The 16,958-nt window shown below is 67.0% G+C and carries 11 protein-coding genes and 2 pseudogenes; 7 read left to right on the plus strand and 6 right to left on the minus strand.

From position 1 onward, the window contains the following. Positions 1-159 precede the first annotated feature (159 nt). Both AOZ13_RS15845 and AOZ13_RS15370 read right to left on the minus strand, forming a co-directional pair. A complete protein-coding gene (locus tag AOZ13_RS15845; protein WP_449404295.1) occupies positions 160-1,245 on the minus strand; it encodes a TaqI-like C-terminal specificity domain-containing protein in 1,086 nt (361 codons plus the stop codon). Positions 1,246-1,569: 324 nt separating this feature from the next. Beyond that, positions 1,570-4,280: pseudogene (locus tag AOZ13_RS15370) on the minus strand (Eco57I restriction-modification methylase domain-containing protein); the annotation flags it as partial. A gap of 525 nt (positions 4,281-4,805) precedes the next feature. Between AOZ13_RS15370 and AOZ13_RS01705 the strand changes: the two are divergent. The 5 genes and pseudogenes from AOZ13_RS01705 to dpsA (AOZ13_RS01725) all read left to right on the plus strand — a co-directional run bounded on the left by AOZ13_RS01705 (position 4,806) and on the right by dpsA (AOZ13_RS01725) (position 9,039). Further along, entirely contained in the window at positions 4,806-6,143 is a 1,338-nt protein-coding gene (locus tag AOZ13_RS01705; RefSeq protein WP_020220785.1) for a ribonuclease J, read from the plus strand. A gap of 515 nt (positions 6,144-6,658) precedes the next feature. Then, positions 6,659-7,225, plus strand: a pseudogene (locus tag AOZ13_RS15565) (NAD(P)H-binding protein). 127 nt (positions 7,226-7,352) lie between these two features. Continuing rightward, a complete protein-coding gene (gene dpsA, locus AOZ13_RS01715; RefSeq protein WP_020220788.1) occupies positions 7,353-7,898 on the plus strand; it encodes a DNA starvation/stationary phase protection protein DpsA in 546 nt (181 codons plus the stop codon). A gap of 5 nt (positions 7,899-7,903) precedes the next feature. Then, a complete protein-coding gene (dpsA, locus tag AOZ13_RS01720; RefSeq protein ID WP_049933690.1) occupies positions 7,904-8,482 on the plus strand; it encodes a DNA starvation/stationary phase protection protein DpsA in 579 nt (192 codons plus the stop codon). Continuing rightward, entirely contained in the window at positions 8,479-9,039 is a 561-nt protein-coding gene (gene dpsA / locus AOZ13_RS01725) for a DNA starvation/stationary phase protection protein DpsA (protein WP_020220791.1), read from the plus strand. Before dpsA (AOZ13_RS01720) ends, dpsA (AOZ13_RS01725) begins: the two co-directional genes overlap by 4 nt. 69 nt (positions 9,040-9,108) lie before the next feature. Here dpsA (AOZ13_RS01725) and AOZ13_RS01730 read toward each other — a convergent pair whose 3' ends face one another. After that, entirely contained in the window at positions 9,109-9,303 is a 195-nt protein-coding gene (locus AOZ13_RS01730) for a hypothetical protein (protein WP_020220792.1), read from the minus strand. A gap of 299 nt (positions 9,304-9,602) precedes the next feature. Between AOZ13_RS01730 and AOZ13_RS01735 the strand changes: the two genes are divergently transcribed. Both AOZ13_RS01735 and AOZ13_RS01740 read left to right on the plus strand, forming a co-directional pair. After that, complete coding sequence (locus tag AOZ13_RS01735; protein WP_049933691.1) at positions 9,603-12,233, plus strand: heavy metal translocating P-type ATPase; 2,631 nt, start codon at positions 9,603-9,605, stop codon at positions 12,231-12,233. Positions 12,234-12,517: 284 nt separating this feature from the next. Continuing rightward, positions 12,518-13,714, plus strand: coding sequence for an MFS transporter (locus AOZ13_RS01740; protein WP_020221937.1), 1,197 nt, complete (start codon positions 12,518-12,520; stop codon positions 13,712-13,714). A gap of 133 nt (positions 13,715-13,847) precedes the next feature. Here the strand turns inward: AOZ13_RS01740 and AOZ13_RS01745 are convergent, their stop codons facing one another. The 3 genes from AOZ13_RS01745 to arcD all read right to left on the minus strand — a co-directional run bounded on the left by AOZ13_RS01745 (position 13,848) and on the right by arcD (position 16,825). Continuing rightward, positions 13,848-14,345, minus strand: coding sequence for an acyl-CoA thioesterase (locus tag AOZ13_RS01745; RefSeq protein ID WP_020221936.1), 498 nt, complete (start codon positions 14,343-14,345; stop codon positions 13,848-13,850). A gap of 108 nt (positions 14,346-14,453) precedes the next feature. Further along, on the minus strand, positions 14,454-15,035 hold the full coding sequence (locus AOZ13_RS01750; RefSeq protein ID WP_021779639.1) for a response regulator: 582 nt from the start codon (positions 15,033-15,035) through the stop codon (positions 14,454-14,456). A 272-nt stretch (positions 15,036-15,307) separates the two neighbouring features. Beyond that, positions 15,308-16,825 carry an arginine/ornithine antiporter ArcD gene (gene arcD, locus AOZ13_RS01755; protein WP_021779640.1) on the minus strand — a complete coding sequence of 506 codons (1,518 nt, stop codon included), beginning with the start codon at positions 16,823-16,825 and terminating at the stop codon, positions 15,308-15,310. Between the last annotated feature and the right edge of the window lie 133 nt (positions 16,826-16,958).

Genomic DNA, 16,958 nt, shown 5'->3' on the forward strand with positions numbered 1-16,958 from the left:
TGATCCCGAAGTCACTCGGTATCTGGTGTGTGCCTGATCGATGGTGAGCACTTCACTCTCGACACGCGGGTCACTCGGTATCTGGTGTGTCGGTCGCACCATCGCCTCCCCCACGCTCGACGGGAAAGCGCCTCGCGTCGCTCGGCGACGGGGACGACGCTACTCTCCGACCGCCTCTTCGACGATCTCGATTTCCTCGTCGCTCAGCCCGTAGAGGTCGTAGACGATCTCGTCGATGAGCGCGTCCGTCTGTTCGATCTTCGCGTCGAGGTCGTCCGCGCGGGCCTTCGTCTCCGCGTAGCGTTCGAGGTCCGCCGCCACGTCGTCGGGATCGGGGAGCGTGACGGCTTGTAGGCGATCCACGAGCGAGTTCGTCTTCGTCGCGTTATCGCGGAAGCCCGCGAAGCCGTCGGCCTTCTCGACGGCGACGGGGACGAACGCCTCGACGAGCGCGGCCGCGGTCTCCTCGAGGTCCGCGAGCGCGAACGCCTCCACGTAGTCGGTCTCCGTGTACCCCCACTGGTCCGTCTCGTGGGCGTCCTCGTCGTCGGGCTTGTAGCGCGCCGTCGCCTCGATCGTCACCGTCCGGCCGTCGCGTCGCGTCCGGACGTCGCCGACGCGGAGCTTCTCGTAGTCCTCCGTCGTCGCGTCGAGGACGTTCGCGGACGTCGGCTGATACAGTCCGACGTCCGGGAGCGCGGGGCCGTCGGCGTAGTTGCCGAGGTAGTCGAGGAGGGAGAGATTGAGGGCGTGGCGGCGGCGTTTCAGGTCGGAGATTGTTTTCACTTCCTCTGTGAGCCGGTCTTGACTATCGGCCTTCGCAATTGGCAAGTGTCTAACGTCATCTGGATAAACGTTCAATCCATCGCTTACTGAGTACTCAAAATAAAATTCAAGAAGTGTTGAGTTCAGTATGCCAGTGAGATATCGAATGTCTATATCCTTACCAAATTCAGAAATCGTATCGACGTTTGGAATCGAACGCCGATTTCTGATTTCTTCTGGGATTTCTGTGAGATCGGAACCCCGAACGACAAAGACAACCTTTTCATTTCCGTACATTTCATCGTTATCGCATGCTACTTTCAAATCATTCGAAATCTCACTAACAACTGCTTTATCATTCTCAAATAGCTCCGGAAAGGCAGGTCGGTGTAATTCATCCATAGCATATACCAGATATTCGCCATCGTAGTCAATCCTGAAACGTTCAATATTACGACCCCGAATAAACGGCTTGATCATAGAATCTGGTCGTTCTGTGTGCCCTAGATCGCGTGCTCCTTCGAGTGCCTCAGCCTCATTCCCAAAAACGAATTTACTGAGGGAGCCCGGTTGAGCACCGAAACTAACATATGAGAACTCCCCAACACGCTCCGAGTCGATTTCAACTTGATCCAGTATGTCCGCTTTTTCCTCTGACAATCCTATAATTATCTTGTTTTCATATGTTTCCCTGAATATTGACTGGGGACAAGTATATGCCTCTCTTCGCTCAATCCCTGATTTAAACTGCGTTATAGATCTGTTTGGCGGCTCCTTTTCTACACGAACGACTACTGGAGAGTTCGTTACTCCATCAAACACATTTGCGTCTCTCAGATCCCAGAGTTCGTCCAGAATATAGTTATTCAATATGTCTTCACGTAATATTTCCCCATAATCTGAGACTAGCCATTTATCGGGAACGATCATCGATGAACCCCCCCTTGAGCCGTCAAATCTATTGACAACTCAAGAAATGGGATATATGCGTCTATACGTCCATATTCCGCTGATGGATACGTGTCTTTGAGATAGTCTATTGTCTTCTGCTCTACATTCTCAATGGATATATACGGCGGATTCCCGATCACGGCGTCGAACCCGGCGTCCGCCAATCGTTCGCCGTCCTCGCCGTAGAACGCGACGGGGAACTCCAGTTCCCAGTGGAAGAAGGCTTCCTCCTCGGCCATCGCTTGCGCGCTCCGGAACCAGTCCTGCTCGTCGATGTCGGCCCACGCGTCGTCGCGGAGGGCTTCGGCCATGCGTTCTTCGGCGTCGTCGGGGACGTCGAGGCCGAACTCGGCGGCGGTGTGGACGTTCGCCATCGCGAGCAGGCGCTGGTAGAGCGCGTCGTCGCGGACGTCCTCGTAGACGGCCTCCATCTCCTTGATGTCCGAGAGCGTCTCGTTGTCGATGGCGAGCAGGTCCGTGAATCGCTCCATGACGTGCTCTAAGGCGCGCTGGCGGGTGTGATCGAAGGACTGCTGGAGGGTGAGTTGGCCGGCGTCGGTGTCGTCCCCCTCGGCGTCGCCGAGGACGTCCTCGATGTCGCTCCCGACGAGGGAGTTGCCCGTTTTGAGGTGGTGATCGAGGAAGGCGAGGGGCTGCTCGGCGGCGAGGGTGCGCAGCCAGAGCGAGACCTTCGCGAGTTCGGTCGCGAGCGGGTTCAGGTCGACGCCGTAGAGGCAGCGCTGGGCGACCTTCCGGCGCGCCCAGTTGATGTCGCGGAGTTCGCCCTCCTCGGTGGTGGGGTCGCTGATGCGCGCGTCGTCGCCGGCCGCGGCGGCCTGCTGGTCTTGGCGCTCTTGGGCGTCGATGATCTCGCGCGCGAGGTAGTCGACGGCGTTCACGAGGAAGTGCCCGGATCCCATCGCGGGATCGAGCACCGTCAAGTCGAAGACGCGCTCGGCGAACTCCTCGGCGAACTGCCCACCGCCGGCCTGCTCGAAGGGGTCCTGTGCGAGGAGGTCCTCGCGAATGTCGTCGACGAGCGGGCCGAGCGTCTCGTCGACGATGTACTCGACGACGTACTCGGGCGTGTAGTACGACCCGGTGGCCTTGCGCTCGCCGGCGTCCGTGCGGAGGTAGACGTCGTCCGCCTCGACCGCGACGGCGTCGTCCGCGTCGGCGGGGGCGTACTCGCCGTCGTCGAGCGTCAGCGGCTCGTCCGCGACGTCGAGGCGGTATTCGAGCAGGCCCTCGTAGATCGACCCGAGGTGGCGCTCGTCGAGCGAGGAGTAATCGACGAAGACCCGGCCGTCGTCGCCGTTGACCTCGCCGTCGCCGTCGTCGTCGGCCTCGCGACGCGCGAGGAGGTCGATGACGGCCGCGAGGTGCCGATCACCGACGTCGTGGGCGGCGAGGAAGCGCGCCTCCGCGCCGTCGTCGGGGTCGGGGTCGGTGCGGAACAGCCCGCCGTTGTACGCGGGGACGGAGAGCGTGTCGGGGTCGATGTCCTTCGCCGCGCTCCCCTGATCGATGAGTTCGAAGAGTTCGTCGAGGGTGTCCCAGAGCGTCGTCTGCCACGGCTGGTAGTGTTGGCGCGTCTCGTCGCGCTTCGTCGCGACCTCGCGCTTCAGGTCGTTGAGCGCGTAGCTGTCGGCGTAGATGTCGTTGTCCGTGGGGAGGAGGTCGCGCCCCTCGCTCTCGGCGTAGAGCACGAAGATCAGCCGGTAGAGGTAGATGAGCGAGCTGTCGTGGACGAGATCGAGATCCGAGCGATCGAGGTCGTCGTGTCGGTCGAGGAACCCCGCGGCGAGGGTGCGGATCGCCTCGTAGATGTTGTCCTGCAAGTCCTCGCCGATCGCCTCCGCGAAGACGCTCGACTCGTCGTGGACGTCGTCGAGGAAGCACTCGCCCGAGGCGTCGGGGAGGAAGGCCTCGTGGCGGAAGAAGCAGTAGAAGTCCTTGAAGTCCGCCAGATCGGCGTCGCCGCTCTCGATGCCGTCGAGGAGCGCGGAGAGGTCGATCTCGTAGTAGGAGTCGAGGCGGTGGCTCGTCGGCCCGTAGTAGAGTCGCCACCGCTTCCCGTTCGTGAGGACGGCCCACTCGACCGGCGTCTCCTGCAGGTAGGCGTGGATCTGGTAGCTGGGGTTCTCGAAGTCGCGTTTCTCCTCGCCGCGCGTGTCGAGCTTTCGCCCCCAGCGCTTCGCGTCGGCGACGGCGACGGCCTCCGCGTAGAAGTCCTCGCGGTCGAACGCCGCGTCGGCCGCCTCGGCGCTCGGGAAGAAGCCGTAGTCGGGGCGGCGCGCGTTCCGCTGTACCGTCTCCTCGATCTCGAACGGGACGCCGAGAACGTCGAAGACCGGCCGGATGACGTTCCGTTCGAGTTGCGCTTCGTTGTAGTCGGCGACGCGGTCGCCCTTCTCCGCCCACAGGTCGCGGATCGACTCGTAGGCGTCGCGAACGGCGTCGTCGTCGACCGACAGCCACGGCTCGGTCTCCCGGAGATGGTCGTCGAGATAGTGATTCGAGAAGAGATCCCGGTTCGTCCGATAGGTGCGTGTCGGTTGCATCGTCGAGTGCGCCGCGCTGAATCGCGTGTCAGCGTCGTGTCTCGACGAGGGACCTGCTCCGACCTAACCCTTCCCCTCTCCGCTCGGTGATCCCGGGGTGTCGTGACCGGCCGCCCGTCGAGCGCCGCGCAATCGCGTCCTCGTGGACGCGGTCGTCGAACTGCGCCCCGACGTCGGCGACGGTCTCGGTCCGACGTGTCCGACGCGCGCGCGCGAGTCGCGTCGTGGGCGCGTCCGTGGATCGCACTGCGAAGAATACCGATCGTGAGGACGACGGACCGCGTCGCATCGTCGCTCGTCGGCTGGCGCGGGCCGAGTGCGTCGGAACCGGTGTCGCGGCGGCGAATCGAACCCGGAAGCTCTTAAGTCCCGGTCCCCTCTGTACGCATATCCGAAAGACGTGCGGTCCGCGACGACGCGCTCGTCGGGGACGCACCGCCATGTTCGACCGCGGTGGTCGGATGGGCTGTGCGTCGTCGTCGGTCGGATGCGTCGCCGCTGGAACGCATTGATCGGCCCATACACATGGAAATCGAAATCGCGACAATCGGCGGCTATCAGGAAGTCGGCCGCAACATGACTGCCGTCCGTGCGGGCGACGACATCGTCGTCTTCGACATGGGACTCAACCTCTCGCAGGTCCTCATTCACGACGACGTCCGGACGGAGCAGATGCACAGCCTCGACCTGATCGACATGGGCGCCATCCCGGATGACCGCGTCATGAGCGAACTCGAGGGCGACGTGAAGGCCATCGTGCCGACGCACGGCCACCTCGATCACATCGGCGCGATCGGGAAGCTCGCGCACCGCTACGACGCGCCCATCGTCGGGTCGCCGTTCACGATCGAACTCGTCCGACAGGAGATCGAGGACGAGTCGAAGTTCGACGTCGACAACGAACTCATCAAGATGGAGGGCGGCGAGACGATGGAGATCGGCGACGAGGTCGATATGGAGTTCGTCCACGTCACACACTCGATCGTCGGTGCCGTCAGCCCCGTTCTTCACACGCCCGAGGGCGCGGTCATCTACGGGCTGGACAAGCGCATCGACCACAACCCCGTGCTCGAGGATCCCTTCGACATGGAGCGCTTCCGCGAACTTGGCGACGAGGGCGTCTTCGCCTACATCGAGGACTGCACGAACGCGGGCCGGAAGGGCCGCACGCCGAGCGAGTCGCTCGCGCGCGAGCACCTCCGTGACACCCTCAAGAGCTTCGAGGACTACACGGGCGGTATCGTCGCGACGACGTTCTCCAGTCACGTCTCGCGCGTCTCCAGTCTCGTCGAGTTCGCGAAGGAGATCGGCCGCAAGCCCATCCTCCTCGGGCGCTCGATGGAGAAGTACACGAACACCGCGCGTGATCTGGGCTACCCGATCCCGGACGACCTCGAAATCTACGGCCATCGGCGCTCGCGCGAGCGCGCCTTCAAGCGCATCATGAACGAGGGGAAGGGCAACTTCCTCCCGGTCGTCACCGGCCATCAGGGCGAGCCGCGCGCGATGCTCACCCGGATGGCGCGCGACGAGACGCCGTTCAAGTTCGACGAGGGCGACAAGGTCGTCTTCAGCGCCCGGGTCATCCCGGAGCCGACGAACGAGGGTCAGCGATACGCCGCCGAGAAGCTCCTGAAGATGCAGGGCGCACGCATCTACGACGAGATCCACGTCTCCGGCCACCTCCGCGAGGAGGGCCACTATCAGATGCTCGACGCCGTCCGCCCCGACAACATCATCCCCGCCCACCAGTCCCTCAGCGGCATCGCGCCGTACGTCGACCTCGCGGAGTCGAAGGGGTACACCGTCGGCGAGGACCTCCACATCTCCCGCAACGGCAACATCGTCCAGCTGAACGAGTAACGCGGCTTCTCGTTTCTCCCCGTCCCCATTCTTTCACGCCGGCCAGCGGCGGCTCCGACGTCTCAGTGCCCGACGAGCGTCCACGTCCACTCGCCGTGCGTCCGCGGACCGAGAGTCACGGGTCGACGCGTGGCGGCGTCCCGCGTTCGGCCCCCGTACCGGCTGCGAGCGGTGTCGGCTGTCTCGCTGTCCCGCGTCGCGTTCATGCGCGCTGACCCGCCGGTGACGCCGCGCTCCGGTCGGTTCCGCGTCCGGACGCGAGCACGACGCGAGCACGACGCGAGACGTGGCGTTCTCGATGGCGCGGCCGTCACCGTTGACGGCGCGGCCGGTGGTCGAGTCCCCGGTGGGTTCGATCGTCTCCGTGCCGTTCGCGCGCGAGACGCCGTCCAGTTCTCAACGGCCGAGTTCGGGGGCCTCCGGCGGGCACGCCGGTATGGACGTCTCGCGACGCGCGTGGAGTGGCGGATTCGAACGGGCACAGCGTTCTTGGATGCGCCGCAGTCAGCGTCGGCATGGACGGACTCGTCGCGGGCGCGCACGGCGCGGTCGGCCAACACGTCACGCGCCTGCTCGCGGAGCACGACGACCACGAGGCGTACGGACTGGCGCGAAAGCCCGCGTTCGACGACGGGATCGACGCGCTCGGTGCGACGCCGGTCCGGGGCGACGTGACGAATCCGGACTCGCTCGCCGACGCGGTCGCCGGTCGGGACGCCGTGATCTTCGCGGCGGGTTCGAGCGGCGAGGACGTCACCAGAACGCGGAGTCGCCCGCGGAGAGTTCGGAGGGTCTCCGCGAGTACCTCCGGGCGAAGGCGGGGGCGGAGGCGGACGCGTACCTGCGGGAGAGCGATCTCACGCACACGATCGTCCGACCGGGGTCGCTGACGGACGAGGACGGCACGGGTCACGTTCGGACGGATGCGGACCTCGATCGGGAGCGCGACGGTCCCGCGCGAGGACACCGCGGCGACGCTCGTCGCGGCGCTCCCGATGGCGAGCACGTACGACCTCACGTTCGAGGTGCTCGCCGGCGACACCCCGATCGAGGTCGCGATCGGGGACCCGCTGGACGACTGAGCGACGGGACGGGATAGCGCCAACGCACATCTAATTCGGTTTAGGAGAACCTAAATTTAGGGTGGGTGAAAAAATATTCTCTATGGAGAAAACATTTAACTACGTGGGGCGCCTTGTTGCTACCACGATGAGCACCCAGAAGACAGTCCGTCGCGAAGCGGGTACCGTCGAGGAGAACGCGCTGCGACTCGATCGGGGGAAGGCCGAGCAGATCGTCGAAGCGCTCAACACGGACCTCGCCGCGTCCTACGTGCTGTACCACCAGCTTCGCAAGCACCACTGGAACGTCGAGGGTGCCGAGTTCAACGACCTCCACGAGTTCCTCGGCGACCGCGCCGAGGAGGCCGAGGACGCCGCCGACGACATCGCGGAGCGGGTTCAGGCGCTCGGTGGCGTCCCGGTGAGCGGCCCGGCCGCCCTCGGGGAGCACGCGCCCGTCGACTTCGAGGGCGAGGACGTCTACGACATCCGCACCTCGCTCGAGAACGACCGGGAGATGTACGGCGACATCATCGAGTCGGTCCGCGACCACGTCGCGCTCGCCGAGGACCTCGGCGACTACGCGACGAGCGAGCTCCTGCGCGACGTCCTCGAAGAGCTGGAGGACGACGCCCACGACATCGACCACTACCTCGAAGACGACACTCTCGTCCTCGAGAGCGCGACCAACTGAACACGATGGCAGAGTCACGGACCGGGCGTCTGGTGCGCGCGCTCGACGGCGCGGCCGTCCGTCAGGAGTGGGGGACGATCACGGAGAACGCCGTCCGGCTCGATCCCGAGGACGCCGCACGGATGGTCGAGGCGCTCAACGCCGACCACGCCGGCGCGTTCAATCTGTTCTACGTCCTGCGCAAGCACTACTGGATCGCGGAGGGCGCCGAGCACGAGGACGTCGCCGACGTGCTGAAAGAGCAATACGAACGCGCGCGCGAGCTGAACGACGACCTCGCGGAGCGCATCGCCACGCTCGGCGGCGTTCCGGCGAGCACGCCACCGAACCTGCAGGAGTACGCGCCGGTCCACTTGGAGGCCGAACATCACTTCGACCTCCGGGCGTCCCTCGAGGGCGACCTCGAGGGCTACGCCACGCTCGTCGCGAGCATGCGCGAGCACGTCGGGCTGGCGAAGGAACTCGGCGACGAGGCGACCGTCGAACTCCTGCAGGATCGCCTCGAAGTGCTCGAGGAGGACGCGAACGACATCGAGGAGTTCCTCGAAGACGATACGCTCGTCACGGGGGGGATGACGCGATGAGCGCGCCACACCTCCGCAACCCCGGCGAGGACGCCCTTCGACGGGAGTGGGACACCGTCGGCGACAACGAGCTTCGCCTCGATCGAGCCGACGCCGCGCGCGTCGTCGAGGCGCTCAACGCCGATCTCTCCGGGCTGTACATCCTGTTCAATCAGCTTCGCAAGCACTACTGGACGATGGAGGGCGCGGAGGTCCGGCCGGTGATCGAGTTCCTCGAGGACGCCGCGGACCGCCTCTCGGAGGCGACCGACGAGATCGCGATCCGCGTCCACGCGCTCGGCGGCGTCCCCGTCAACGGCCCGATGGGGATCCGCCAGCACGCCCCGATGCGCATCGAGGGCGCGGACGTCTACGCGCTTCGCCCCTCGATCCGAAACGACCTCGAGGCGTACGCGATCCTCGTCGCACAGATGCGCGAGCACGTCGAACTCGCACAGGACGTCGGCGACGAGACGACCGTGGAGATCCTCCGCGAGCACCTGCGGACCATCGAGGAGGACGCCCACGACGTCGAGAAGCTCCTCGCGGACGACACGCTCGTCCGCGCGGAGGAGTGACGAGCGCGGACGAGTCGCCAGAACGGAACCACCCTTCCTCCGGTTCTCCCCTTCCGTTCTCCCCTCCTCCTACGGTTCGGGCGTGACGGTCAGATCCGTCGAGATCCAGCCGTCGCTGTTCCCGTCTTCCGTGAAGACGCGTCGCTCCGAGTGGAGTTCGCGGCAGTTGACCGTGGGCGTCTCAGTCGTCGGCACGTTCCGGGCATCGTGGTCGTCCGAGTCGACCGGACGCTCGACCCGAGACGAACGACGCGATGATGACATACACCCCGTTTAGGGGAGCCTAAAGAAAAAGGTACGGATATCGACTCGACTCCGGAGACACCCGTCGTACGGGAAGCTCGGAGCCGTGGAAGGGCGATCCGTCGATCCGATCGCGGAACGATCCACGCCGGCGGCGAAGCGGGGGCGCTCGAAGACGCAGTGGTACTCGAAGACGTCGATGCCGGCCGTCGCGACCGTTCACATCGCGCGCCGGCGCTTCGGAAATCGAAGTTCCCGCGCCCGTTCGGTTACGTCTCGTAACGGCAAGTCGGTTGAACGTGGAGACCGTTGGGACTACCATGACGAGAACCGAGCGGATAGACGTCCAAGGGATGTCCTGCGCCAACTGTTCGGCGACGATCGAGGACGCCCTCTCCGCCCTCGACGGCGTGCGCGAGGCGAACGCGAACTTCGCGACCGACGAGGCGAGCGTCGAGTACGACCCCGAGTCGGTGTCGCTCGCGGCCGTCTACGACGCCATCGCGGACGCGGGGTACGAGCCGATCGACGAGGCGGTGACGGTCACCGTCACCGACATGTCGTGTGCGAACTGCTCGCAGACGGTGTCGGAGGCGCTTCTGGACGCACCGGGCGTCATCGACGCGGACGTGAACTTCGCGGTTGATGAGGCTCGCGTCAGGTACAACCCCGCGACGGCGTCGATGGGCGACCTCTACGACGCCATCGAGGGCGCGGGCTACTCGCCCGTCCGCGAGGAAGCGGGCGGCGACGGGGAGAGCGACGACGGTGAGAGCGCCGCGACGGCCGCGCGACGCGCCGAGACGCGCAAACAGCGCAACCTCGCGCTGTTCGGTGCGGCGTTCGCGGTCCCCCTGCTCGCGCTGATGCTCGAAGGGCTGTTCGCGCCCGACGCCCTCCCGGCGACGATCCCGGGCACCGATCTCCCGATGGCGCTCGTCGGCTTCGTCCTCGCGACTCCCGTCCAGTACCTCCTCGGACGGGAGTTCTACGAGAACGCGTACAAGGCGGTCGTGAGGAACGGCCGGGCGAACATGGACGTGCTGATCGCGCTCGGCTCCTCGACGGCCTACGTCTACAGCATCGCGACGCTGCTCGGCGTCGTCGCCGGCGGCACGTACTTCGATAGCGCCGTCTTCATCCTCACGTTCATCACCTTCGGCAACTACCTCGAAGCGCGCTCGAAGAGCCGCGCGGGCGAGGCCATCCAGTCCCTCCTCGAGATGGAGGCCGACACCGCGCGCGTCGTCGCGGACGGCGAGGAGCGCGAGGTCGAACTCTCCGAGGTCGAGGTCGGCGACCACCTCGTCGTCAAGCCCGGCGAGAAGGTCCCGACGGACGGCGTCGTCGTGGAGGGCGAGTCCGCCGTGGACGAGTCGATGGTGACGGGCGAGTCCGAACCGGTCGGGAAGACGTCCGGCGACGACGTCGTCGGCGGCACCGTCAACGAGAACGGCCGACTCGTCGTCGAGGCGACGAAGGTCGGCGAGGAGACGGCGCTCCAGCAGATCGTGGAGACGGTCCGCGAGGCCCAGTCGCGCCAGCCCGACGTGCAGAACCTCGCCGACCGTATCTCGGCGTATTTCGTCCCCGCGGTCATCGGGAACGCCCTCGTCTGGGGCGTCCTCTGGTACGCCTTCCCCGCGACGCTCGCGGGCTTCGTCCAGTGGCTTCCCCTCTGGGGACTGGTCAGCGGCGGTCCCGTCGTCGCCGGCGGGGCGGTGAGCGTCTTCGAGTTCGCCGTCGTCGTCTTCGCCTCCGCGGTGCTCGTCGCGTGCCCGTGCGCGCTCGGTCTCGCGACGCCCGCGGCGACGATGATCGGGACGTCGATCGGCGCGACCAACGGCGTCCTGTTCAAGGGCGGCGACGTCTTGGAGCGCGTCCGCGACGTCGACACCGTCGTCTTCGACAAGACCGGCACGCTCACCGAGGGCGAGATGACGCTCACGGACGTCGTCGCGCTCGATCGGAGCGCCGCCGCGGACGGCGGCGATCCGGCGGGCGAAACGCGCGCTGACGGCGGCGGTGCCGTCGCGACCGCGGAGGGCGACGAGAGCGCGACGCTCGCCGATCCCGAGACCGACCTGCTGTACGCCGCTGCGAGCGCCGAGTCCGGGAGCGAGCATCCGCTCGCCGAGGCCATCGTCGATGGCGCGGAGGAGCGCAGTCTCGACCTCGCGACGCCCGACGACTTCGAGAACGTCCCCGGGAAGGGCGTGCGCGCGACCGTGGACGGCCGCGAGGTGCTCGTCGGCAACCCGGGTCTCTTCGAGGAGCGCGGGATCGCGGTCGACGCCGCCGCCGAGGCCCGCGACCGACTCGAGCGCGAGGGGAAGACGGCGATGCTCGTCGCCATCGACGGGCGCCTCGCGGGCGTGCTCGCCACCGCGGACACCGTGAAGGAGTCCGCGAAGCGCGCCGTCGCCGGCGTGCAGGAGCGCGGGAAGACGGTGCGAATGCTCACGGGCGACAACGAGCGGACGGCGCGCGCCGTCGCCGACGAACTCGGCATTCCCGCCGAGAACGTCAGCGCGGAAGTCCTCCCCGGCGAGAAAGCGGACGCCGTCGAGTCCATCCAGTCCGACGGCTCGCGCGCGATGATGGTCGGCGACGGCGTGAACGACGCGCCCGCGCTCGCCGCCGCGTACGTCGGCGCCGCCATCGGCTCCGGGACCGACGTCGCCATCGAGGCCGCGGACGTCACGCTGATGCGCGACGACCCCGAGGACGTCCTCAAGGCCGTCAACATCTCGGACGCGACGCTCCGGAAGATCAAGCAGAACCTCTTCTGGGCGCTCGGCTACAACACCGTCCTCATCCCGCTCGCCTCGCTCGGGCTGATGATGCCCGCGCTCGCCGCGGGCGCGATGGCGTTCTCCAGCGTCAGCGTGCTCTCGAACAGCCTCCTGTTCAGGAGGTACGATCCGGACGAGCCGTACTCGGTGCTGTAGGCTCGTCCGGATTCTGCCCGGCGAATCTACCGCTTCATCGAGGCAGTCGTGTCGGTCGTTCAAAGCGATACCATCGAGAGGGACGAGTCCACCGAACCTCAGAACCCCGCTTATGAGGCGGTCGAATTCTGGCATAGACGCTCGGAACTCGACCGCCTCATCCTCCCCCTTAACACGACCGATCGACCGACAGCAACCCTTAGGTGGGGGACGACGCTACCGACCGATATGTCGATAGCGATAGAACGACGGTATCGTGCTGGAGTCGCCTCCCTCAGAGCGCGATGACGCGGCGCGCGTCCGGGCCGCTCGGCGTGACGGCGCTCGTGAGCGCCGATCACTTCGTCTCGCACGTCTTCCTGCTCGCGCTGCCGCCGCTGTTCCCGCTGATCGCGGGGACGTTCGACGTCTCGGTGACGCGTCTCGCGGTGAGTGTGACGCTCATCTTCGTCGCGCAGTTCCTCTGTCAGGTGCCGTCCGGCGAACTCGTCGACCGCGTCGGCGGGAAGCGCGTCGTCGTCGGCGGTCTCGCGCTGACCGCGTTGAGCATCGGTGCCGCGGGATTCGCGACGTCGTACCTGCAGGTGCTCGCGTGCGCGTTCGTCTCCGGGATCGGCCAGTCGCCGTTCCACCCGGCGAACTACGCGCTCCTCGACGCCGCGGGCGACGCCTCGAGCGAGGGCAAGCAGTTCAGCGTCCACTCCTTCGGCGGCTTCGTCGGCTTCGCGGCCGCGCCCGTGCTGACCACGGGTATCGCGGCGCTCGCGGACTGGCGGACGGCGCTGATCGCGCTCGGCGTCGCCGGTCTCGTCTACGCCGGCGTTCTCGCCGTCGCGCTCGCGCCGATCCATCGGCGCGTGCTCCGCGAGACGGCGGCCGACGACGCGTCGAACGATGGAGGGTCGATCCTCGGGAGTGTCGCGCTGCTCAAGCGCCCCCTCGTCGCCGGGATGTTCGCGTTCTTCCTGCTCGTGACGCTCTCTGACACCGGCATGCAGACGTACACGACGGCGTTCGCGGTGAATCGCCTCGGTCTCTCGACGGTCGTCGGGAACACGGCGTTGACCGCGTTCCTCGCCGTGACCGCCGTGTTCGTCCTCATCGGTGGGTGGCTCGCCGATCGGTACGACGTCTTCACGATCATCGTCGTCGGTCTCGCGTGGTCGGCGCTCGTGCTCGGGGTGGGCGTCACGCTCGATCTCGAAGCGACGACGTTCGTGGCCGCGTGGGCCGTCGCCGGCATCGGATTCGGCGTCTCGCTCCCGGCGCGCGATCGCATCACGAACGCGCTCTCGGGCGCCGAGGACACCGGCAAGAGCTTCGGTCTCGTCTACACGGGCCTCCCGATCGGCGGCGCGCTCGCGCCGGTCGTCCTCGGCGCGGTGATCGCCCGACTGTCGTACTTCGACGCCGTCGTCGCGATCGCGGTCTGTTTCTTCCTCGCCGCGGTCGTCGTCGCCGCGCTGCGACGGGCGCGCTGACGCTGTGGGCCGGCCTCCGTCCCCGTTCTCGGAGCGCGCTCGCTCGCCGTGCGACAGCGGTCGACGAGGTCGCGGGATCGCGGAGACGCGCGGTGAGATGCCGTGAGCGAGACGCGTCTCGCTGTGCGCTGTGCTATTCGCTGGCGCCCTCGTCTCCGAGGCGTTCGATCAGGGCTTCGCGGTGGTCGCGGCGTTCGTCGAGTGCGCGCTCGCGGAGGGCGCGTTCGTCCTCGCTCGGGCAGTCGAGGCTCGGGACGGAGACCGGGCGATCGTCGTCGTCGACGGCGACGAAGGTGAAGAAGGCCGTGGTGACGTCCCACTCCTCGTCGACTTCGGGGTCCTCGGCGCGGACGGTGGTCCGGACGGTGAGACTCGTGTTCCCGGTGTCGAAGACGTACGACTCGACGGTGACGACGTCGCCGGTCGCGATGGGCGCGTGGAAGTCCACGTGGTCGATGCTGGCGGTGACGACTTGATGGCCGGCGAAGCGCCGGCAGGCGACGGAGGAGACGACGTCCATCCACTCGAGGATGCGCCCGCCGAAGGCGCGCCCGAGGTGGTTGGTGTCGTTCGGCATCAGGACCTCGGTCCGCTCGGTGAACGACGACCCGAGCGTCGCTGCGTCTGTCATGAACGGCCGTACGGCGGCGTCCCATTTAACCGGTGTGTCCGCGTTGCGGCGTGTCCGCGTTGCGGTGTCCCCACACTCCGCTCGACCCCACCGTGTCCGCCGTTCCGGTCAGTCGGTGACGGCGAGATCGCGGTAGATCGCGCAGGTGCGCTCGTGGTCCTGCACGAGGGCGGGCGAGGGCGTGACGCTCGCGCGGAGGTCGTCGAGTTCGTCGAGGAGTTCGGCGTACCGCTCGTCGTCGCGGAGGGTGCCGGGATCGTGTACGTCTTCGAGGGCGGCGCGCCGGGCCGCGAGCGCGTAGTAGCGCGCGACGTCGCGCTCGTAGGTGTGACGCTCGTCGAGCGCGTCGACGGTCTCGACGAGGCGCTCGGCGTCGACGGGCTTGGTGAGGTAGTCGTCGATGTCGACGGTCGCGACCTCGAGTTCGGGATCGACGCCGGTGACGGCGGCGACGAGCGCGCCGTCGGTCAGCTCGTCGAACCGATGGAGGTAGTCGAGTCCGTCGCCGTCGGGCAGGCGCCGATCGAGCACGACGACGCGGACGGCCGGGTCGGCGGCGTCCAGCGCCTCCGCCACGGTCCCGGCGGTTCGGACGGTGTACCGGCCCTCCAGCCGGGTCGCGTACAGCGCCCGGAGGTCCGGATCGTCCTCCGTCACCAGCACCACCGGCATCGTCCCCTCCTCTCCCATAGATCGGGGTTCGTGTCCCTCGGGGACATGCTTTACCCTGATATCGAATGCGTTTTAAGTATACGCCGGGAGGTCGGCCACAACGCATCCGATGGCTGACGGGGGAGCGCCCAAATGGTCGTTCCCGCGGCGACCCGCTTGCCGTGTGCGCCGTGAACCGACACGATCGCTCGCCGCGGAGGAGGGCGCGTCTGGAGGGTGCGTCTGGAGGCCGTTCGGACCATTCGTCGTCCGAGTGGTGTCCCCGGGGGACGGAGGAGGAGTGTGTCGCCTCACTCCGCCTCTTCAGCCGCCCCCGGGCGTGGCGTCTCGACGCCGTCCGTCGTGCGGATCCGCCACCCGGTGAACCCCATGACGAGGAGGATGGCGGGACTCAGGAAGCCGAAGAAGTAGTAGGGCGCGTACCCCCAGCCGGCGACGCCGATGCCGAGCGGGACGACGCCGAGAACGCCCGCCATGTAGACCCCGCCGGAGTTCCACGGGACGAACGCGCTCGTGGTGGTGCCGGCGGCCTCGACGGCCCGCGAGAGGTTCGATGAGTCGAGACCGAAGTCCTCGTAGAGACCGCGGTAGGTCATGCCGGGGACGACGATGCTGATGTACTGATCGGCGGCGAGGACGTTCATCGCGAACGCGGTGACGGCCGTCGTCGCGGTGAGCGAGCCGACGCTGCGCGCGCGTTCGGCGATGGCGTGCGCGACGGCGGCGAGGACGCCCGCGCGGGTGAGCATTCCGCCGAGCGCGAGCGCCGCGAGGACGATGGTGACGACCCACGACGCGCCGACGAGACCGGACGAGGAGAGGAGGCTGTTCACGAGGTCGGACGCCGTCGAGGGACTCGTCCCGGACTGCGCGGCGGTGACGGCGTGCGTGACGGGCGCGCTGTGGAAGGCGAGGGGGTCGGTCGTGACAACGGATCCCTCTTGAAAGACGACGGTGGTGAGGATCCCGGCGAAGACGCCGGTGCCGAGCGATGGAAGCGCGGGGACGCCGTAGAGCGCGAGCGCGAACGTGAGGACGAGCGGGAAGAGAACGACGAGACCGACGTCGTAGCTCCCGGCGAGCGCGCTCCGGATGGTGTTCACCTGCCCGGCGGGGATGTGGCCGCCGGCGTGGAGTCCGAGGGCGGCGTAAGCGACGACGGAGACGACGAAGGCGATCGCGGTGCCGACGCGCATCGCGTCGACGTGTTCGAAGAGTTCCGTCTCGGTCGCGGCGGCGGCGAGGTTCGTCGTGTCGGAGAGCGGACTCTGCTTGTCGCCCGCGTACGCCCCGGAGAGGATGGCGCCCGCGGTCATCGGCGCGGGAATGCCGAGACCGTGACCGATGCCGATGAAGGCGACGCCGAGCGTGCCGGCGGTCGTCCACGACGATCCGATGGAGAAGGAGACGACGGCCGCGAGGATGCAGGCCGCGGGGAGGAACACCTTCGGCGTGAGGACTCCGAGACCGTAGTACATGATCGCGGGGATGGTGCCGGCGGCTATCCACGTCGAGATGAGCGCGTAGACGATGAAGAGGATGAGCACGGCCTGCAAGCCCATCGTGATGCTGTCCGCGGCGCCGTCGTAGAGGTCGCGCCAGTCGAGGTCGAACCATCGGCGCGCGCAGAGCGCGGTGAGGGCGACGCCGAGCAGGAGGGGGAACTGCGGGTCGAGACCGAAGACGAGTCGGCCCGCCCCGAGGAAGACGAGCATCCCGACGACGGGAACGAGCGCCTGTGCGAGCGTCGGGCGGCGCTCCGGCGGGAGTTCGTCGTACGAGAGCGGATCGAAGTCGAGATCGCTCATATGTGCCGTACCTCCGGAATGGAGACAGACGTGCCCGTCATCGTTTCGTAGTCACGCACACTCGGTGACGCGCACTCTTGTGGGTGTCGGGTCGTCTCGGACGAGACCGGCGAAACGAGAGACCGCGATCGGC

Source organism: Halarchaeum acidiphilum MH1-52-1 (genome assembly GCF_000474235.1).
Lineage (GTDB): Archaea > Halobacteriota > Halobacteria > Halobacteriales > Halobacteriaceae > Halarchaeum > Halarchaeum acidiphilum.